Below are 18,480 nucleotides of genomic sequence, written 5' to 3' on the forward strand. Positions count from 1 at the left end.
ACCTGGTTAATAAGGGCTCAGTGACGAGCTTGCCTTATTATTCAGCTTCTACGAAGCTTTCTTCCGCTTGAACGGCCAGATCTTGAGAACGACCTTCACGGACGGCGGCAGCAACGGCAGTCAGGTACAATTTGATTGCACGGATTGCATCGTCGTTACCAGGGATGATGAAGTCAACGCCGTCTGGATCGGAGTTGGTATCAACGATAGAGAATACCGGGATACCCAGGTTGTTGGCTTCTTTGATCGCGATGTGTTCGTGATCAGCATCGATTACGAACAGAGCGTCAGGCAGACCACCCATGTCCTTGATACCACCCAGGGAGTTTTCCAGCTTGGCCAGTTCGCGAGTACGCATCAGCGCCTCTTTCTTGGTCAGCTTGTCAAAGGTGCCATCTTGAGACTGGATTTCCAGATCTTTCAAACGCTTGATTGACTGACGAACGGTTTTCCAGTTAGTCAGCATGCCGCCCAACCAGCGATGGTTCACGAAGAACTGGTCGCAGGTGTTAGCATATTCTTTTACCGCTTCGCTTGCTGCGCGCTTGGTACCAACGAACAGGATCTTACCTTTACGGGAAGAGATCTTGGTCAGTTCAGCCAGTGCTGCGTTGGCCATTGGTACGGTTTTTTCCAGGTTGATGATGTGAACCTTGTTACGTGCGCCGAAGATGAAAGGCTTCATTTTCGGGTTCCAGTAACGGGTCTGGTGACCAAAGTGTACACCGGCCTGGAGCATGTCGCGCATGGAAACAGTTGCCATGATTAAACCTCTATAGAGTTAGTTGGGGTTATGCCTCCACGTATCCCATAACGCCGACCCTGACGGTGATAAATCACCTCAGGGCACCCCGGCGGATGTGCCGATACGTGTGTGTTATTTACACAAAGTGAGTGCAGTTAAAGTATTTTCGGCCTATTCCGCCATTATCACAAGGAAGATGTGCGGATCTGCCGGCGCGCTTTATACCATAAACCCGCCCCAGACACCAACTTTTGTTGCCGGGGAAAAGGCCGGCGAGAAATCAAATTTGGCAGCCTCAGGCCGGGCTGATACCATAAGAGACTGCTTCTTATTTCTTTCTGTTGTCGGCGAGCACGACACCTGCGGACGAATTTCATGGCAATCTCAATTAAAACATCTGATGACATCCAAAAAATGCGCGTGGCCGGCCGACTGGCTGCCGAAGTGCTGGAAATCATTGAGCCGCACGTCAAACCTGGCGTGACCACCGGCGAACTCGATCGTATCTGTCACGATCACATCACCAACCAGCAGCAGGCGATCTCTGCCTGTCTGGGCTACCATGGCTTCCCGAAATCCGTGTGTATCTCTGTGAATGAAGTGGTCTGCCACGGCATCCCGAGCGATGACAAAGTTCTGAAAGACGGCGACATCGTTAATATCGACGTTACCGTCATCAAAGACGGTTTCCACGGTGACACTTCTAAAATGTTCATCGCCGGCAAACCGACCATTCTGGGCGAGCGCCTGTGCCGCATCACTCAGGAAAGCCTGTATCTGTCACTGAAAATGGTGAAGCCGGGTATCCGCCTGCGCACGCTGGGCAAAGAGATCCAGAAATTCGTCGAGGCCGAGAATTTCTCGGTGGTACGCGAGTACTGCGGCCACGGCATTGGCGAAGTGTTTCACGAGGAACCGCAGGTGCTGCACTATGACGCTGACGACGGTGGCGTGGTGTTGCAGGCGGGTATGGCCTTCACCATCGAGCCAATGGTCAACGCCGGTGATTACCGCATTCGCACCATGAAAGACGGCTGGACGGTAAAAACCAAAGATCGCAGCTTGTCGGCGCAGTATGAGCATACTATTGTGGTCACGGATAACGGCTGCGAGATAATGACGTTGCGCAAGGATGACACCATCCCCAACATCATTACGCACGAGATGTAAGCGCCGCGGCATTTTGCCGCGCTGCATGATGTCACAGGCCGGCTTTTGCCGGCCTTTTTTATGGGCTGCGTATTATGTCTGAAAACTTTCGCCAGAAAGACACCTCGGTTATTTCGCCTCAGGCCATACCGGTGCAGCCTGAATATCCCAACGCCTATGCCGATGAGGAGATCAACTGCATCGCGCTGAAACAACGCCTGGAGCAGTTCCAATTATGGCTGGCGGCAGCGTTCAACGCCGGTTCCAGCGCCGAAAGTCTGGTGGCGGCCCGCAGCGACTTTATCGACCGCCTGCTGCGCCGTCTGTGGGCCTTCTACGGGTTCGAGGATATTCCGGAAACCGCACTGGTTGCCGTTGGCGGCTATGGCCGTGGCGAGCTGCACCCACTCTCGGACATTGACGTGCTGGTACTCAGCCAGCGCCGCCTCAATGAACAGCAATCCCAACGCGTGGGGGAATTTATCACCCTGCTGTGGGATTTGAAGCTGGAAGTCGGCCACAGTGTGCGAACGCTGGAAGAATGCCTGCTGGAAGGGTTGGCGGACCTGACCGTCGCCACCAACCTGATTGAATCACGGATGATCTGCGGCGATGTCGCGCTGTTTCTGCAAATGCAAAAGCATATCTTCAGCGATGGCTTCTGGCCCTCTCCGCAATTTTTCCACGCCAAGGTGGTTGAGCAGCAGGAACGCCATCAGCGATACCACGGCACCAGCTACAACCTGGAACCGGATATCAAGAGCAGCCCCGGCGGCCTGCGCGATATTCACACCTTGCTGTGGGTGGCGCGTCGTCACTTTGGCGCCACCTCACTGGACGAAATGGTCGGTTTCGGCTTTCTCACTCAGGCCGAGCGCAACGAGCTGAACGAATGCCAGAGCTTCCTGTGGCGTATCCGCTTTGCACTGCACCTGGTGCTGCCGCGCTACGACAACCGTTTGCTGTTCGATCGCCAGCTCAACGTGGCACAGTTGCTGCGTTATGAGGGAGAAGGCAACGAACCGGTTGAACGTATGATGAAGGATTTTTATCGCATGACGCGCCGCGTCGGCGAGCTGAATCATATGCTGCTGCAGCTGTTCGACGAGGCGATTCTGGCGCTGGACGCGACGGAAAAACCGCGCCCGCTGAACGACGATTTCCAACTGCGCGGCGATCTGATCGACCTGCGTGATGAAACACTGTTTATCCGCCAGCCGGAATCCATCATGCGGATGTTCTACCTGATGGTACGCAACCGCGAGATCAAAGGCATTTATTCCACTACCGTGCGCCAGCTGCGTCATGCGCGCCGCCATTTGAAACAGCCGCTGTGCACCATTCCAGAGGCACGCGAACTGTTTATGGCGATACTGCGCCACCCAGGAGCGGTCTCCCGGGCGTTGGTGCCAATGCACCGCCACAGCGTTCTGTGGGCCTATATGCCGCAGTGGGGCAAAATCGTCGGGCAAATGCAGTTCGATCTGTTCCACGCCTACACCGTCGACGAACACACCATTCGCGTCCTGCAAAAGCTGGAGAGTTTTGCCGATGCCGAAACGCGGCCGCGTCATCCGTTATGTGTCGAGCTATATCCGCGCCTGCCGAATCCCGAACTGCTACTGCTGGCCGCACTGTTCCACGATATCGCCAAGGGGCGCGGCGGCGACCATTCGATCCTCGGTGCGCAGGACGTACTGGAATTCGCCGAAGTCCATGGGCTGAATTCCCGCGAGGCCCAACTGGTCGCCTGGCTGGTGCGTTGTCATCTGCTGATGTCGGTGACTGCCCAACGCCGCGACATTCAGGATCCGACCGTTATTCAGCAGTTCAGCGCCGAAGTGCAGAGCGAAACCCGCCTGCGTTATCTGGTCTGCCTGACGGTGGCGGATATCTGCGCCACCAATGAAACCCTATGGAACAGTTGGAAACAGAGCCTGCTGCGTGAGCTGTATTTTGCCACCGAAAAGCAGCTGCGCCGCGGTATGCAAAACAGCCCGGATCTTCGCGAGCGCGTACGTCATCATCGCCTGCAGGCTTTGGCGTTGCTGCGCATGGACAATATCGACGAGGAGGCGCTGCACCGCATCTGGAGCCGCTGCCGCGCCGATTACTTCCTGCGTCATTCACCCAACCAGTTGGCCTGGCATGCCCGCCATTTGCTGGCCCATGATTCCACCAAGCCACTGGTGCTGGTCAGTCGACAGGCAACGCGGGGCGGCACCGAAATTTTCATCTGGAGCCCGGATCGCCCTTACCTGTTTGCCGCCGTGGCCGGTGAGATGGATCGTCGCAACCTGAGCGTACATGACGCACAGATCTTCACTAACCGCGACGGCATGGCAATGGATACCTTTATCGTACTGGAGCCGGACGGCAGCCCGCTGGCCCAGGACCGCCACACGGCGATCCGCCACGCACTGTTGCAGGCCATTACCCAGCGGGAGTATCAGCCACCGCGCGTGCGCCGGCCATCTTCCAAGCTACGCCATTTTAGCGTGCCGACCGAAGTCAGCTTCCTGCCGACCCATACCGACCGCCGCAGCTATCTGGAACTGACCGCACTCGACCAGCCAGGTCTGTTGGCTCGGGTGGGCGAAGTGTTCGCCGCTCTCGGTCTGTCGCTGCACGGCGCTCGCATCTCCACTATCGGCGAGCGGGTTGAGGATTTATTTATTCTGGCCAACAGCGATCGACGCGCCCTTAACTCGGAAACGCGCAGAAAGTTGGAACAACGGTTGACAGAGGCCCTCAATCCAAACGATAAAATGTGATACAAGTAACTTTTTCGTAGACAACATCAGGACAGAGAACAGCATGCAGCAATTACAAAACGTTATTGAAAACGCCTTCGAACGCCGTGCGGAAATCACCCCGGCGAACGCAGACACCGTAACGCGCGAAGCGGTAAACCAGGTGATCGCCCTGCTGGACAGCGGCGCCCTGCGCGTTGCCGAGAAGATTGACGGTCAGTGGGTAACGCATCAGTGGCTGAAAAAGGCCGTGCTGCTTTCTTTCCGCATCAATGAAAACAAAGTGATGGACGGTGCCGAAACCCGTTATTACGACAAAGTGCCAATGAAATTCGCCGATTATGACGAAGCACGCTTCCAGAAAGAAGGCTTCCGCGTGGTGCCGCCAGCCACCGTTCGCCAGGGAGCGTTCATCGCCCGCAATACCGTACTAATGCCATCCTACGTGAACATCGGTGCCTACGTTGACGAAGGCAGCATGGTGGATACCTGGGCAACCGTCGGCTCTTGCGCGCAGATCGGCAAAAACGTTCACCTGTCAGGCGGTGTCGGCATCGGTGGCGTACTGGAGCCACTGCAGGCCAACCCAACCATCATTGAAGACAACTGCTTTATCGGCGCACGTTCAGAAGTGGTTGAAGGTGTGATCGTAGAAGAAGGTTCAGTGATCTCCATGGGCGTCTACCTGGGCCAGAGCACCCGCATTTACGACCGTGAAACCGGCGAAGTGCACTACGGCCGCGTCCCGGCCGGTTCGGTGGTGGTTTCCGGTAACCTGCCGTCCAAAGATGGCTCTTACAGCCTGTATTGCGCGGTGATCGTCAAGAAAGTCGATGCCAAGACGCGCGGTAAAGTCGGCATTAATGAGTTATTACGCACCATCGACTAAGCTGAATATAGCGGGTCACTATGCCCTAAATAATTGAGGCTGCATCAAGGCGGCAAGAGAGCTTATCCCGATGAACTTACACCAGTAAGTGATTCGGGTAAGTGAAAGCAGCCAACACAGAGGCAGCTTCAAGTATAACGGGTATAACCCGCTATTTTTTTGTCTTCAGTACGCGAGCAGTCACAGTCTCTGGCACTGTTTTTCGCCATAATCCCAGACCGTGGAATATAGTCTATTTATAAGGTGGCGCTATTATGTATGACAACCTGAAAAGCTTAGGAATCAATCAACCGGAAGATGTCGATCGCTATAGCCTGCGTCAGGAGGCCAATAACGACATTCTTAAGATTTATTTCCGCAAGGATAAAGGCGAATTCTTTGCCAAGAGCGTGAAATTCAAATACCCGCGCCAGCGCAAAACGGTAGTCGCGGACAATGCCGGCCAGGGTTACAAAGAAATCCACGAAATTAACCCGAACCTTCGCTACGTCATTGATGAACTGGATCAGCTATGCCAGCGCGATCAGGTGGAAGTCGATCTGAAGCGCAAAATTCTTGATGACCTGCGTCATCTGGAAGGCGTGGTCTCCCACAAAATTGCCGAGATCGAATCCGATCTGGAAAAACTGACTCGCGGTAAGTAAGAATTCAACGGACTGATACTACAGATTGTACGGGCGCAGCATACTGCGCCCGTATTAATCGGGGCGAATATATTCGCCCCCTACAGGCGACGGGGAATTCTATTTCAGCAACGTGCCCCATTTCTCAACCCACGGGCAAGAAAGCACCTCAGGTTCAGGCTGTTCCATCGCATCGATTTCCAGCACCTCACCCACGCGGGTGGCCCCTTGTTCCTGCAGCAACGCATCAAACGCACGCCCGGCGCCGCAGAAATTGTCGTAGCTGCTGTCACCCAGTGCGATTAACCCATAACGCAGCTCCGGCTGGTAGCCGACCTGGTCACGGATAGCGTGAAACAGCGGTGTAATGCTGTCCGGCAAATCACCCTGGCCGGTCGTTGAAGTAATCACCAGCGCGTAGTGCTGACGGTAAAACTGCCAGGCCTCAAGCGTGCCTTCTTCAAACAGTTTGACCTCATGGCCCTGCTCGCTGAGGATAGTTTCAGCCTCTTCCGCCACCAATAACGAGTTGCCGTAGACCGTTCCCACGAAGATTCCAACCTGAGCCATTGCCCCTACTCCCTTAAATTACTTTGAAAATGATCAGCTATCCTGACCGCTAGCCGAGGGAAACTCAACCCTGGCAAGCTTAGGGAGGCTCTCTGTCCAGCCAAACTGTGACATGACGCCCTGCCAGGGTTCATCCCAACGCGCGGAAATATGCAGCGGCTCACCGGTCACCGGATGATTCAGTTGCAGATGACTGGCGTGCAGCATCAGACGTGGGCAGCCAAAATGCTGAGCCATACCCCGGTTCTGGTTCAGATCGCCGTGCTTGCTGTCACCAATAATCGGATGGCGGATATGCACCATATGGCGACGCAACTGGTGCTTGCGGCCATTTTCCGGTTTCAGTTCAACCAGGCTGTAGCGCGCGGTTTCATAACGGCCAATCGCCACCGGCATTTCTACCTGCGCCAGCGGCCGGTAATGAGTGACCGCCGGCTGTGGGCCTTTGTCTTTCGAGGCAAACTTGTCGGCGATCTTGTCCAGCTCTTCCGTCAGCGGATAGTCAATGGTCGCGCCTTCCAGCACGTAACCACGCACCACCGCGTGGTAGGTTTTCTGCATCTGATGCTGTTCAAACTGCTGCGACAGCAACCGCGCTACCTCACTGGACAGCGCCATCAACAGCACCCCGGAGGTAGGCCGATCGAGGCGATGCACGGTAAACACGTGCTGGCCAATCTGATCGCGTACGGTTTGCATCACAAACCGGGTTTCATGGCGATCCAGCCAACTGCGGTGTACCAACCACCCGGAAGGCTTGTTCACCGCCACCAAATGCTCATCCTGATATAGAATCTCAAGCATTATTGCAGCTCTTTATTCAGCATATTATCCAGGCGCTGCAACAAAACCAATAGCGGCATGCAGTTGGGATCGTTATCTTTCAACGCCTCTTCGAAATAAGGCGTGATGGCAAAACGTGTCGGCAGCGGCGCTCCCGCATCCAGCAAGGCGTACATGCGTGGCAGAAAGACCCATTGCAGCCAGGCTTCAGCCGACATGCTGTCAATGCAAAATGGCTCGGGGCTGGCGAAGGCTTCAGGCTCGGGCGGCGTAGCTTGCCACAGCGCCAGCTCTCGCATTGACTGTTCAATCGCCTGCAAACTAAGGCGAACCTGATTATGTATACTCATCTGCATTCCCGATCTGTTTAAACCATGATATTCAGCGGCGCGGCTGAAAGGCGGCAAAGCATAGCATTTTACTTTTTATAGCCCAAATCCAGCTGAGTTGATGGCCAAGATAGATTTGAACTGGTGGCCGGCACGATCACACGGCACAATGTGTTCACCAAATAAACCACACAGATTAGACAGATGCCTGCAATCACTCCGACAAAAAATCACGCCACGCCCGGCAAAGCCATGGTGGCTTCGGTCACCGGCTACGCCATGGACGGCTTTGACCTGCTGATCCTCGGCTTTATGCTACCGGCCATCAGTATCGAAATGGGGTTAAGCTCCTCCGCCGCCGGTTCACTGGTTACCTGGACGCTGATCGGCGCGGTACTGGGCGGCGTGATCTTCGGCCACCTCAGCGATCGCTTTGGCCGCATCCGGGTGCTGACCATTACAATTTTGATGTTCTCACTGTTTACCGGTCTGTGCGCACTGGCGCAAGGCTACTGGGATTTGCTCGCCTACCGCACGCTGGCGGGCATCGGACTCGGCGGTGAGTTCGGTATCGGCATGGCGCTGATCGCCGAAGCCTGGCCGGCAGAAAAACGTAATCGCGCCTCGGCCTATGTGGGTATGGGCTGGCAGCTAGGCGTCTTGGCGGCGGCGTTCCTCACCCCACTGCTGCTGCCCCATATCGGCTGGCGCGGCATGTTCCTGGTTGGGCTGTTACCGGCGCTGGTGTCGTTCCTGATCCGCCGCACTCTAGGTGAGCCAGAAGAGTTCGTCCGTCAGCAAAATACCGGCCAGCCACTGTCATTCGCCCAACGCATAAAGCTGCTGTTCAAGGATCGTACTACCAGCAAGGCCAGTATCGGCATTTTCATTTTGTGCTCGGTGCAGAACTTCGGATATTACGGGTTGATGATTTGGATGCCAACCTACCTGGCAAAAAACTTCGGTTTCTCACTGACTAAATCCGGCCTGTGGACCGCCGTCACGGTGATCGGCATGACCTTTGGCATCTGGCTATTTGGCATGTTGGCCGATCGTTTCAGCCGCTGGAAGATTTTTATCTGCTATCAGATTGGCGCGGTGGTGATGGTAGTGGTCTACGCACAGCTTAGTGACCCCACGCTGATGCTGTTTGCCGGAGCGCTGATGGGATTATTCGTTAATGGCATGATTGGAGGCTACGGCGCATTGATCTCCGATACCTACCCGGTTCAGGCGCGTGCCACGGCACAAAATATTCTGTTTAACCTGGGGCGAGGCGTCGGCGGGCTGGGGCCATTGGTCATCGGCGCGTTGGTGACACAGGTATCCTTCACTGCGGCGATCAGCCTGCTGGCGGCTATTTATTTGCTGGATATCTACGCCACGCTGTTCCTGTTACCGAAAAAACAGGGCGATGGCGATACGCTGGGTGCGATTGGTTAATAACTGAGATGATTGTAAGTAGGGTGAAGTATTCTTGATACTTAAAGCATGAACCCCTATAAAAAGTTGAGGGCACTGCGCTAACAGTGCCCTCGGTTCGTTTTATAGCTGTCCCGCTACACAGTGTGCTCCCTGCTCAATCCTTGAAAACTTTTCCTGCGGCCATCCTGACCAAAACCATCCTGACTCTATCCTGTAGCATCATCCTGACGCGGTTCCTCAGTCTTCATGACCCGCCAACCATCCTGTGCCGGCTCTCAATCTCCATCCTGGAGGTGTCCCTGGTTTCAATCCTGAAACATCCTGGCATCTCTTGACGCCGTCCTCCGCTCTTCACTGAGCGCATCCACTTCTTCGTCCTGAAGCTGCATCATCCTGATGCTTCCTGCTCCACCGTATCCCTTCCGGTTGAACATAAGATCGCTTAATTATCCCGGGTTCACAAGAGCTTACTGGCTTGCTGACAGGAAATTAATGCTAAGAGTTATCCTAAATAAAATCTAACTAATTGATCTGGATAACAATAAATCCTACCTAAGCTACTGCGAGGGAAAAATTAAAAGCGATCTCTCACAGTCCATGTGAGAGATCTCGCACACGGACTTCGGGACAAAAAGGCTCAAATCCCCAACGTCGGGCGCAATGCATCGAGGAAATTGCCCAACGAAGCCGCCAGCAAAGTACGTTTATCACTGCCAAACTGCTCCAAAACCACATTGCCGCTGACGTTACACAACGAGACCATGGTCATTTCCGATTCGGTGGTTGCCAGGAATAGCGTTGGCGACAGTTTCAGGCGTTTTTGCGTCACCAGATGACCGATCAGGTTTTCCTGCAGGCGAATAAAGTCGTCCTCGCTCCACACCTGCAACAGAGTCACATGATGCTCACCAAACTGGGCGCTCATGTCGCCAGCATACTGCTGGGTATAAAACAGGTTGATATCCGGCTGCAAGCGCAGCTCGAGCGCGGTCTCTACCTTTTCCAGCGTCGCCGCTGGGGTAAACGGCTGGGGCAACCACAGCACTTCGTCATCACGATTTTCTACCAGGCAAGGCGACGGCACACCGTACAGATCCTGGCTGGCTGGGGCATGACCGCGCTGTTGCTGCCAAAGATCAACATAGCGCTGGGTAAATTCACGCAGGGCGTGCGGTACATCGTGGTCCATATTTTTTCTCGCATACGATAAACTGGCAACCATTGTACCTATCTATTACCAAGGTGACAGCAGATGTCCTCCTACCAAGACCATCACGCCCTGTCGGCACTGACGCTGGGCAAAGTCACCGCGTACCGCGACCATTACGACGCCACGCTATTGCAGGCGGTACCGCGCAGTATGAACCGTGAGCCGCTGGGATTGTATCCGGACAGCCTGCCATTCCACGGGGCCGATATCTGGACGCTGTACGAACTTTCCTGGCTGAACGACAACGGTTTGCCGCAGGTGGCCGTCGGAGAGATCAGCCTGACTGCCGACAGCATCAACCTGATTGAGTCCAAGAGCTTCAAACTTTACCTCAACAGCTTTAACCAAACGCCTTTCAGCGACTGGGAGACGTTGCGTAATACCTTGCAACGTGATCTTTCTGCCTGCGCTCAGGGCGAGGTCAGCGTCTCATTGTTCCGCGTAGATCAACTGGAAGGCAGCCCGATTGCCCGGTTAGACGGCGAATGCATCGATAACCAGGACATCTGTATCGATAACTACGAGTTCAATGCCGATTATCTGCAAAATGCCACCGGCCCCCTGCAGGTGGAAGAGCAGTTGGTCAGTCACCTGTTGAAGTCCAATTGCCTGATCACCAACCAGCCGGACTAGGGCTCGGTGCAAATTGATTACCGTGGTGCGCAGATCGATCGCGAGGCGCTGCTGCGTTATCTGGTGTCCTTCCGTCATCACAATGAATTCCACGAGCAATGTGTCGAACGTATCTTTAATGACTTGATGCGTTACTGTCAGCCGCAAAGCCTGACGGTGTATGCGCGCTACACCCGTCGCGGCGGGTTGGACATCAATCCATAGCGCAGCAACACCGCCTTTGTCCCGTCACATGGCCGCCTGGCACGCCAATAGTGCGAAACAGTGCTCAACAACTGAGCTAACGAGCGGTTTGTATTGGTAAAAGACAGGGGACGGCGGTAAGGTTAAAACAGGAGCGCTGGGCATTCCGGCTGGCAAACGATGATGTTACCACCGTGCGCTAACTATGCCCTATAGCTTTCAAGTTGCAGCTAGGCGGCCAACTCGCTCATCCCCAGGCGCTTACTTGAGTAAGTAACTGGGGTGAGCGAGTGCAGGTAACAACGCTGCAGCTTGAAAGATGACGGGTATATAACGAGATGCTGTTCTGCTGCGTATGGATTACTACTGCCCCTTTCCGGGTGCAAAGGAGTTACCTTGATTACACACATCAGCCCGCTTGGCTCTATGGATTTGCTGTCGCAGCTGGAAGTAGACATGCTGAAGCGTACCGCCAGCAGCGATCTATACCGTTTGTTCCGCAACTGTTCGCTGGCCGTCCTGAACTCCGGCAGCCAGACCGACAACAGTAAACAGCTGCTGTCACGCTACGAAACCTTTGATATTAACGTCCTGCGCCGTGAGCGTGGGGTCAAACTTGAACTGGTGAATCCACCGGAAGACGCCTTTGTCGACGGGCGAATCATCCGTTCGCTGCAGGCCAACCTGTTTGCCGTGCTGCGCGATATCCTGTTCGTTCACGGGCAGATCGACAGCGCCGGCCGTTTCCAGCATCTGAATTTGGAAAACTCGGCCCACATTACCAACCTGGTGTTCTCAATCCTGCGCAACGCCCGCGCGCTGCACCTTGATGAAGATCCGAATCTGGTGGTGTGCTGGGGTGGTCACTCGATCAACGAAAACGAATACCTGTACGCCCGTAAGGTCGGTAGCCAGTTGGGCCTGCGCGAGCTGAATATCTGTACCGGCTGCGGGCCGGGTGCCATGGAGGCGCCGATGAAAGGCGCGGCCGTAGGACATGCGCAACAGCGCTACCACAATAGCCGCTTTATCGGTATGACCGAGCCGTCGATCATCGCCGCAGAACCACCAAACCCGTTGGTCAATGAGCTGGTGATCATGCCTGACATTGAAAAGCGCCTTGAGGCCTTCGTCCGCATTGCCCACGGCATCATCATCTTCCCGGGCGGTGTCGGTACGGCAGAAGAACTGCTTTATCTGCTGGGGATCCTGATGAATCCGGAGAACAGCGAACAGGTGTTACCGCTGATCCTTACCGGGCCGAAAGAGAGCGCCAACTACTTCCAGGTGTTGGATGAGTTCATCATGAACACGCTGGGAGACGAAGCGCGCCGTCACTACACCATCATCATCGACGATCCGGCCGAAGTGGCGCGTCAGATGAAAAAAGCCATGCCGCTGGTGAAAGAGAACCGCCGTAATACCGGCGATGCCTACAGCTTTAACTGGTCGATCCGCATTGCGCCGGATCTGCAACTGCCGTTTGAGCCAAGCCATGAAAATATGGCCAATCTCAACCTGTATCCCGACCAGCCGGCCGAACAGCTGGCTGCTGCGCTGCGCCGCGCGTTTTCCGGCATCGTCGCCGGCAACGTGAAGGAAAATGGCATTCATGCCATCGAACAGTTTGGGCCGTACAAGCTGCACGGAGAGCCGCAGATGATGAAGCAAATGGACAGTCTGCTGCAGGGCTTTGTCGCCCAGCACCGAATGAAACTGCCGGGTACCGCTTATGTGCCCTGCTATGAAATCGTCGCCTAGTTCAACCAGGCCTCATTTTTAACTGCAAACCCTGCCGATACACGAAATCATTCAAGTTGCGTCGAGGCGGCTACAGAATGAATCCCCGGGAGCATAGATAACTATGTGAGCGGGGTGAGTGAAGGCAGCCAACAAAGAGGCAAATTGAAGGATAAAGTGTCTATACACCTACTGATTGTCGATGCCCTGAACCTGATCCGCCGCATACACGCCGTGCAGGGTTCCCCTTGTGTGAATGCTTGCCAGCACGCACTGCAACAGTTGATCCAGCACAGTCGGCCAACGCACGCCGTGGCGGTGTTCGATGAGGACGACCGCAGCGAAAGCTGGCGCCACCAAATCCTGCCCGACTACAAGGCTGGACGTTCGCCGATGCCGGACAATTTGCAGCAGGAAATGCCGCAGTTACGGCAGGCTTTTGAAGCGCTTGGCGTTGCATGTTGGCACTCTCCGGGAAATGAAGCAGACGATCTGGCGGCAACGCTGACCGCCAAAGTTGCAGGCGGCGGCCATCAGGTGACCATTGTGTCCACCGACAAAGGCTATTGCCAGCTGTTGGCACCCAGCGTGCAGATCCGCGATTATTTCCAAAAACGTTGGCTGGATATGCCGTTTGTGCAACAAGAGTTCGGCGTATCACCACAACAATTGGCGGATTACTGGGGGCTGGCGGGAATAAGCAGCAGCAAAATCCCCGGCGTAGCGGGTATTGGGCCGAAGACGGCGGTATTGCTGTTACAGCAGGCGGGCTCGCTGGATGGGTTATATCAGGCTATGGAACAGGTGCCGGAGAAATGGCGCGGCAAGCTGGAACAGCATCGCGAGATGGCCTATGTCAGCAAAAGAGTCGCTAGCTTGCGCACCGATCTGACGTTAACCGGCAACCTACAGCAACTGCGGTTACCGGTTTAATCACGGGCACTGAAAACAGCGCCCTGACATTTAATCGCGTTCGTCGCGACGGCCTGCCACGGCCGACCACATACGGCGGACGTGCACGGTAACTTCTTCACGATCGTGATACAGCTGTTTGGCATGAATTTCTGAACTGATGCCCGCCGAATCCAACGCTTCCTTGATGGCCAGCAGATTCTGCGAAACCTCTTCGTAACGTTTTTTCATCGGCAGTTTCAGGTTGAAGATCGCCTCACGGCACCAACCTTTCACCAACCACTGGATCATCAGGCTAGTCACCTTCGCCGGTTTCTCAACCATGTCACACACCAGCCAGTAAATCTTGCTGCTGGAGGGTTCATATTTAAAACCGTCGGCGCGGTGATGCGTCACCTGGCCGGTATCCATCAGGCTCTGTGCCATGGTGCCATTATCCACCGCGTGCACCATCATGCTGCGTTGCACCAGTTGATAGGTCCAACCACCCGGACAAGCGCCCAAATCGACCGCGTGCATACCGCTGGCCAAACGCTCTTCCCACTCATCGGCAGGGATGAACACGTGGAACGCCTCTTCCAGCTTCAGGGTAGAACGGCTCGGCGCATCGGATGGGAACTTGAGACGCGGAATGCCCATATAGAACGGTGAGTTGTTATTGCTGAAAGAGTAACCCACATAGCAACAACCCGGTGCGATAAAGAACACATGCACCACTGGACGGGTCTTGTTCTCACGCGCCATCAGTACTTTCTGCTCACGCATCGCAGTACGCAACGGCACCGTCAGTTTGCGGCAGAACTTCAACAGTTCTTTGCTTTCGTTGGTATCCGGCACTTCCACACGCAGCTCACCGCCACGATCGACTACGCCAATCAGCATGCCGACAATTGGAGAAACCCGATCTTCCGGTGGTAAATCGCGCAGCAACTCGCCAACCACCAATATCTGGCGGGCAAAAATCAGCTCCCGGAACGGAATTTCCTTCGCCAGGCGATCGGCGTCATCCGGTTGGTAGCACTCAAACAGCACGTAGCCGCTGTTATCCTTTACTCTGGCGAAACCGAACACTTCCAGTTCGGCAGCCTTGGTGGTAATTTCTGCCGCACACTCTTTTTCAAAGCCTTGGCGGCAATACAACGCAAGTCTATTCATGGCGCTCGGCCTTTTTCCTCAGACGCAAAGCGCCAACCAACATCAATACCCAACCGAGCAGGAAACATACGCCGCCAATCGGCGTGATATAAACCCAGAACTTCAGGTGCGACAGCGCCAGACAGTACAGACTGCCGCTGAACAGTACGGTGCCGAGCGCCAACAACGCTCCGCTCCAGTAAAACCACAGGCTGACGCGGCGTTGCATTGCCACCGCCAGCACCAGGATCGCCAGAGTATGGAACCCCTGATAGTCCAGTCCTGTACGGATCCAAACCATCTCGTTGGCACCCAGGGTGCCACTTAATACGTGTGCGCCAAACGCGCCCAGAGCAACAAATACAAAGCCACTGATAGCGGCAAAAATCAGCATTGAACGACTGCTCATCGTTATTTACCTTTATTGAAGAAAACCGGCTGCGGCAAAGTGGCGAACGGCCTCATTGTTCGTAGCGAAAGCGGAACTTTTCTTGTTCACTGGCTGCCCGAGCCAGGATCCACTGACGAAAGGCAGCTATTTTACCCAGTTCTGCCTGACTGTCATGACATACCAGATAAAAAGCATTTTTACTGACCAAAACCTCGTTAAACGGACAAACCAAACGCCCGGCTTCTATCTCGGTCTGCGCCATTACGTTATTCACCAACGCAATCCCCTGCCCATGCACCGCCGCCTGAACCACCATCGCACTATGGCTAAAAATAGGCCCCTGCTGCACATTAATGTGCTGCAACCCCAACTGACGGGTATAGGCCAGCCAATCGCGGCGTGAAGTATCATGCAGTAGCGTATGATAAGCCAGATCGCTCGTCATTTTTAACGCATGTTCCCCGGTCAGCAGGCTGGGTGAGCACACCGGCAACAGATATTCCGCGTATAAACGTTCGGCTCGCAATCCGGGCCAGTTGCCGCGGCCATAGAAAATCGCCACGTCGACATCATCCGCCAGCTTGTCTTCTTCGCGGTCCACGGCCTGGATACGCACGTCGATTCCCGGATAAGCTGAGTTAAAGCCGGACAGGCGCGGCACCAGCCACTGAATAGCAAAACTCGGCGGCAAACTGACGGTTAATGCCCCCTTGGCGCTACGTGCTTGCAGCTTGCGGGTGGCCTCATTGATTGAGGTGAAAATTTCTTTGATATCCAGGTAATAACTTTGCCCTTCTTCCGTCAGCAACAGCGAGCGATTGCGGCGCCGAAACAGCTTCAGGCCGAGGAAGTCCTCCAGCGACTTGATCTGGTGGCTCACCGCGGCCTGGGTGACAAACAGTTCTTCTGCCGCTTTGGTAAAACTCAGGTGACGGGCAGCCGCGTCAAAGACCCGCAGTGCATTAAGAGGTGGTAAGCGTTTAGACATTTATTAGCTACTTTTGTGTAACAATAATCCGAGTGATTCGGCATAAAAAATCAGGCGGCGTTATCTGCCGTGCGATAGGCACCAGACAGCAAAGCGCTACCATTAGTTTTTTTAATCCGAGCCATTATAAATTGTCCGTTGAGCATGCGCCAGTAAATACCTATAGTGGCGGCACTTCCCGGGCCGGAACGAAAAGGGAGTGGGTGTCGAGGACGCCGATGAACTTTTGGCTTGTGGTTGTGATGTTGTGTTTGCAAATTGTCTGGCAATCCAGACGTGGTAGCTAAGCTACTGTTTTTCACTTCCTGTACATTTACCCTGTCTGTCCATAGTGATTTTATGCAGCACCGCAATCTTTGCGGTGCTTTTTTTTGCCCGACGTTATTGGTCGTTTTCAACCATTTCCTTCACGTCTGCACGGTTGATCTGCTGCTCAACGCCGTTGGCGTCTTTATAGCTGATCATCCCGGTGTCGTTATCCAACGCGGGTTTTCCTTTAGCGACAATGGTGCGTCCATCATTGGTATGCATCACGTAGTTGCTGGAGCAGGCGGCCAGGGTAAACGTTAGCATCAGGGCAGAGATAACTGCGGCTGTTTTCTTCATTGTGGACTCCTTGTAGTTTTAAATGCTGTAAAAACCTTTTATGTTATTTAACGCCATGACTTAGTGTGCAATTAACAGCATAACAAACTTACCTATAATTTCCAGCCGATGAATCCTAATATGCGGGATTGCTTGTCTCTGGCGGTAAAATAAGACAGGATCGGCCATTGACTCAAGCCAGTGACAATCAAGGTATGACACCTTTTAATCCCATCGCTTTTCGTAATCAGTTTCCTGCCTTGCAGCAAGCGGGCATTTATCTCGACAGCGCCGCCACCGCGCTGAAACCGCTGGCGGTCATCAATGCCACGCAGCAGTTTTACCGTGACGATGCGGCTACCGTGCACCGCAGCCAGCATCGGGCGGCGCAGGATCTGACCGCACGGTTCGAGCAGGCTCGCCAACAGGTCGCGACGCTGGTCAATGCTCCTTCAGCCGACGACATTATCTGGACCCGCGGCACCACCGAAGCCATCAATTTGGTGGCACAGAGCTACGCCCGCCCCCGCCTGCAGCCCGGCGACGAAATCCTGGTGAGCGAGGCCGAACACCACGCCAACCTGATCCCCTGGTTGATGGTGGCGGAACAAACTGGCGCTCGGGTGGTGAAACTGCCGCTGGGTGCAGACCGCCTGCCGGATCTGACCCAGTTACCCAGCCTGCTGAATGATAAAACCCGCCTGCTGGCGCTGGGGCAAATGTCCAACGTCACCGGCGGTTGCCCGGACCTGGCTCTGGCCATCCGGCTTGCCCACAGTGCCGGTGCTCTGGTGATGATCGACGGCGCGCAGGGCATCGTCCACTGCCCGGCTGACGTTCAGCGGCTAAACATCGATTTCTACGCCTTCTCCGGGCATAAACTTTATGGTCCGACCGGCATCGGTGCGCTATACGGTAAAAGCGAATTGCTGGCGCAGATGGCCCCCTGGCAAGGCGGCGGAAAAATGCTGACTCGTGCGTCATTTGACGGCTTCACACCGCAAAAACCTCCGCACTGTTTTGAAGCCGGCACGCCGAATATCGCCGGTGTGTTGGGATTGGCCGCCGCATTGGAATGGATTGGTACGCAGGATCTGGCGGCAGCCGAGCAATACAGCCGCGAGCTGGCCGATCTCGCCGAGAAACGATTGACGCAGCTGCCGGGGTTCCGCAGCTTCCGTTGTTCCGGCTCCAGCTTACTGGCGTTTGATATTGCCGGTATCCATCACAGCGATATCGTCACCCTGCTGGCAGAACAGGGTATCGCGCTGCGTGCCGGTCAGCACTGCGCTCAGCCACTGATGGCAGCGCTGGGTGTCAGTGGGACGCTACGCGCTTCCTTTGCGCCCTACAACACGCAGGAAGACGTCGATGCTCTGGTGGCAGCACTGCAGAGCGCCATCGACCTGCTGGCCGATTAAATGAACCCCGGAGACGC

General features: G+C 54.9%; 17 protein-coding genes and 1 pseudogene. 9 read left to right on the top strand and 9 right to left on the bottom strand.

Annotated features, from left to right (window positions below):
• Positions 1–37 precede the first annotated feature (37 nt).
• Positions 38–763 (bottom strand): 30S ribosomal protein S2, encoded by a 726-nt coding sequence (gene rpsB / locus ACUTQ5_RS14985; protein ID WP_020828365.1) that lies wholly within the window; start codon positions 761–763, stop codon positions 38–40.
• Between the two features lie 357 nt (positions 764–1,120).
• On the opposite strand from rpsB, the gene map reads away from it, so the two are divergent.
• The 4 genes from map to ACUTQ5_RS15005 all read left to right on the top strand — a co-directional run bounded on the left by map (position 1,121) and on the right by ACUTQ5_RS15005 (position 6,180).
• Positions 1,121–1,915, top strand: a complete 795-nt coding sequence (gene map, locus ACUTQ5_RS14990) for a type I methionyl aminopeptidase (protein WP_445651904.1) — start codon at positions 1,121–1,123, stop codon at positions 1,913–1,915.
• 74 nt (positions 1,916–1,989) lie between these two features.
• Positions 1,990–4,668: a bifunctional uridylyltransferase/uridylyl-removing protein GlnD gene (glnD, locus tag ACUTQ5_RS14995; RefSeq protein WP_445651905.1), complete on the top strand. Its 2,679-nt coding sequence runs from the start codon at positions 1,990–1,992 to the stop codon at positions 4,666–4,668.
• A 43-nt stretch (positions 4,669–4,711) separates the two neighbouring features.
• Positions 4,712–5,536, top strand: a complete 825-nt coding sequence (gene dapD, locus ACUTQ5_RS15000; RefSeq protein WP_261110357.1) for a 2,3,4,5-tetrahydropyridine-2,6-dicarboxylate N-succinyltransferase — start codon at positions 4,712–4,714, stop codon at positions 5,534–5,536.
• 254 nt (positions 5,537–5,790) lie between these two features.
• Positions 5,791–6,180 carry a DUF3461 family protein gene (locus ACUTQ5_RS15005; RefSeq protein ID WP_006318690.1) on the top strand — a complete coding sequence of 130 codons (390 nt, stop codon included), beginning with the start codon at positions 5,791–5,793 and terminating at the stop codon, positions 6,178–6,180.
• Positions 6,181–6,279: 99 nt separating this feature from the next.
• Here ACUTQ5_RS15005 and ACUTQ5_RS15010 read toward each other — a convergent pair whose 3' ends face one another.
• The 3 genes from ACUTQ5_RS15010 to ACUTQ5_RS15020 are packed head-to-tail and all read right to left on the bottom strand — an operon-like array spanning position 6,280 to position 7,862.
• On the bottom strand, positions 6,280–6,729 hold the full coding sequence (locus ACUTQ5_RS15010; protein ID WP_445651906.1) for a flavodoxin: 450 nt from the start codon (positions 6,727–6,729) through the stop codon (positions 6,280–6,282).
• A gap of 33 nt (positions 6,730–6,762) precedes the next feature.
• The gene (gene truC, locus ACUTQ5_RS15015) at positions 6,763–7,533 is read right to left on the bottom strand and encodes a tRNA pseudouridine(65) synthase TruC (protein ID WP_445651907.1); all 771 of its coding nucleotides are present in this window, start codon (positions 7,531–7,533) and stop codon (positions 6,763–6,765) included.
• Positions 7,533–7,862 carry a YqcC family protein gene (locus ACUTQ5_RS15020; RefSeq protein WP_445651908.1) on the bottom strand — a complete coding sequence of 110 codons (330 nt, stop codon included), beginning with the start codon at positions 7,860–7,862 and terminating at the stop codon, positions 7,533–7,535. The genes truC and ACUTQ5_RS15020 overlap by 1 nt, the downstream gene beginning before the upstream one ends.
• 183 nt (positions 7,863–8,045) lie before the next feature.
• Here ACUTQ5_RS15020 and ACUTQ5_RS15025 point away from each other — a divergent pair, with 183 nt between their 5' ends.
• On the top strand, positions 8,046–9,284 hold the full coding sequence (locus tag ACUTQ5_RS15025) for an MFS transporter (protein ID WP_445651909.1): 1,239 nt from the start codon (positions 8,046–8,048) through the stop codon (positions 9,282–9,284).
• A 619-nt stretch (positions 9,285–9,903) separates the two neighbouring features.
• Here ACUTQ5_RS15025 and syd read toward each other — a convergent pair.
• Positions 9,904–10,455, bottom strand: coding sequence for a SecY-interacting protein (gene syd / locus ACUTQ5_RS15030; protein WP_445651910.1), 552 nt, complete (start codon positions 10,453–10,455; stop codon positions 9,904–9,906).
• Positions 10,456–10,518: 63 nt separating this feature from the next.
• On the opposite strand from syd, the pseudogene queF reads away from it, so the two are divergent.
• The 3 genes and pseudogenes from queF (at position 10,519) to xni (ending at position 13,965) form a co-directional block, all read left to right on the top strand.
• Positions 10,519–11,313, top strand: a pseudogene (gene queF, locus ACUTQ5_RS15035) (NADPH-dependent 7-cyano-7-deazaguanine reductase QueF).
• Between the two features lie 375 nt (positions 11,314–11,688).
• Positions 11,689–13,053, top strand: coding sequence for a nucleotide 5'-monophosphate nucleosidase PpnN (ppnN, locus tag ACUTQ5_RS15040; RefSeq protein ID WP_012146504.1), 1,365 nt, complete (start codon positions 11,689–11,691; stop codon positions 13,051–13,053).
• 156 nt (positions 13,054–13,209) lie between these two features.
• Entirely contained in the window at positions 13,210–13,965 is a 756-nt protein-coding gene (gene xni / locus ACUTQ5_RS15045) for a flap endonuclease Xni (RefSeq protein WP_445651911.1), read from the top strand.
• 30 nt (positions 13,966–13,995) lie between these two features.
• Here the strand turns inward: xni and rlmM are convergent, their stop codons facing one another.
• The 4 genes from rlmM to ACUTQ5_RS15065 form a co-directional block, all read right to left on the bottom strand.
• Complete coding sequence (gene rlmM, locus ACUTQ5_RS15050; protein ID WP_445651912.1) at positions 13,996–15,099, bottom strand: 23S rRNA (cytidine(2498)-2'-O)-methyltransferase RlmM; 1,104 nt, start codon at positions 15,097–15,099, stop codon at positions 13,996–13,998.
• Positions 15,092–15,487, bottom strand: a complete 396-nt coding sequence (locus tag ACUTQ5_RS15055) for a DUF423 domain-containing protein (RefSeq protein ID WP_445651913.1) — start codon at positions 15,485–15,487, stop codon at positions 15,092–15,094. Before ACUTQ5_RS15055 ends, rlmM begins: the two co-directional genes overlap by 8 nt.
• A 52-nt stretch (positions 15,488–15,539) precedes the next feature.
• Positions 15,540–16,457, bottom strand: a complete 918-nt coding sequence (locus ACUTQ5_RS15060; protein ID WP_445651914.1) for a transcriptional regulator GcvA — start codon at positions 16,455–16,457, stop codon at positions 15,540–15,542.
• Between the two features lie 381 nt (positions 16,458–16,838).
• Positions 16,839–17,063, bottom strand: a complete 225-nt coding sequence (locus tag ACUTQ5_RS15065) for a YgdI/YgdR family lipoprotein (protein ID WP_261110381.1) — start codon at positions 17,061–17,063, stop codon at positions 16,839–16,841.
• A 194-nt stretch (positions 17,064–17,257) separates the two neighbouring features.
• Between ACUTQ5_RS15065 and csdA the strand changes: the two genes are divergently transcribed.
• On the top strand, positions 17,258–18,463 hold the full coding sequence (gene csdA, locus ACUTQ5_RS15070; protein ID WP_445652024.1) for a cysteine desulfurase CsdA: 1,206 nt from the start codon (positions 17,258–17,260) through the stop codon (positions 18,461–18,463).
• The last annotated feature ends 17 nt before the right edge of the window (positions 18,464–18,480 follow it).

It is taken from the genome of Serratia sp. NA_112.1 (assembly GCF_052691715.1).

Excerpts from the sequence above, each read along its gene's own strand:
- rpsB (WP_020828365.1), bottom strand. The coding sequence starts at position 763 with ATGGCAACTGTTTCCATGCGCGACATGCTCCAGGCCGGTGTACACTTT.
- map (WP_445651904.1), top strand. The coding sequence starts at position 1,121 with ATGGCAATCTCAATTAAAACATCTGATGACATCCAAAAAATGCGCGTG.
- glnD (WP_445651905.1), top strand. The coding sequence starts at position 1,990 with ATGTCTGAAAACTTTCGCCAGAAAGACACCTCGGTTATTTCGCCTCAG.
- dapD (WP_261110357.1), top strand. The coding sequence starts at position 4,712 with ATGCAGCAATTACAAAACGTTATTGAAAACGCCTTCGAACGCCGTGCG.
- ACUTQ5_RS15005 (WP_006318690.1), top strand. The coding sequence starts at position 5,791 with ATGTATGACAACCTGAAAAGCTTAGGAATCAATCAACCGGAAGATGTC.
- ACUTQ5_RS15010 (WP_445651906.1), bottom strand. The coding sequence starts at position 6,729 with ATGGCTCAGGTTGGAATCTTCGTGGGAACGGTCTACGGCAACTCGTTA.
- truC (WP_445651907.1), bottom strand. The coding sequence starts at position 7,533 with ATGCTTGAGATTCTATATCAGGATGAGCATTTGGTGGCGGTGAACAAG.
- ACUTQ5_RS15020 (WP_445651908.1), bottom strand. The coding sequence starts at position 7,862 with ATGAGTATACATAATCAGGTTCGCCTTAGTTTGCAGGCGATTGAACAG.
- ACUTQ5_RS15025 (WP_445651909.1), top strand. The coding sequence starts at position 8,046 with ATGCCTGCAATCACTCCGACAAAAAATCACGCCACGCCCGGCAAAGCC.
- syd (WP_445651910.1), bottom strand. The coding sequence starts at position 10,455 with ATGGACCACGATGTACCGCACGCCCTGCGTGAATTTACCCAGCGCTAT.
- rlmM (WP_445651912.1), bottom strand. The coding sequence starts at position 15,099 with ATGAATAGACTTGCGTTGTATTGCCGCCAAGGCTTTGAAAAAGAGTGT.
- ACUTQ5_RS15055 (WP_445651913.1), bottom strand. The coding sequence starts at position 15,487 with ATGAGCAGTCGTTCAATGCTGATTTTTGCCGCTATCAGTGGCTTTGTA.
- ACUTQ5_RS15060 (WP_445651914.1), bottom strand. The coding sequence starts at position 16,457 with ATGTCTAAACGCTTACCACCTCTTAATGCACTGCGGGTCTTTGACGCG.
- ACUTQ5_RS15065 (WP_261110381.1), bottom strand. The coding sequence starts at position 17,063 with ATGAAGAAAACAGCCGCAGTTATCTCTGCCCTGATGCTAACGTTTACC.
- csdA (WP_445652024.1), top strand. The coding sequence starts at position 17,258 with ATGACACCTTTTAATCCCATCGCTTTTCGTAATCAGTTTCCTGCCTTG.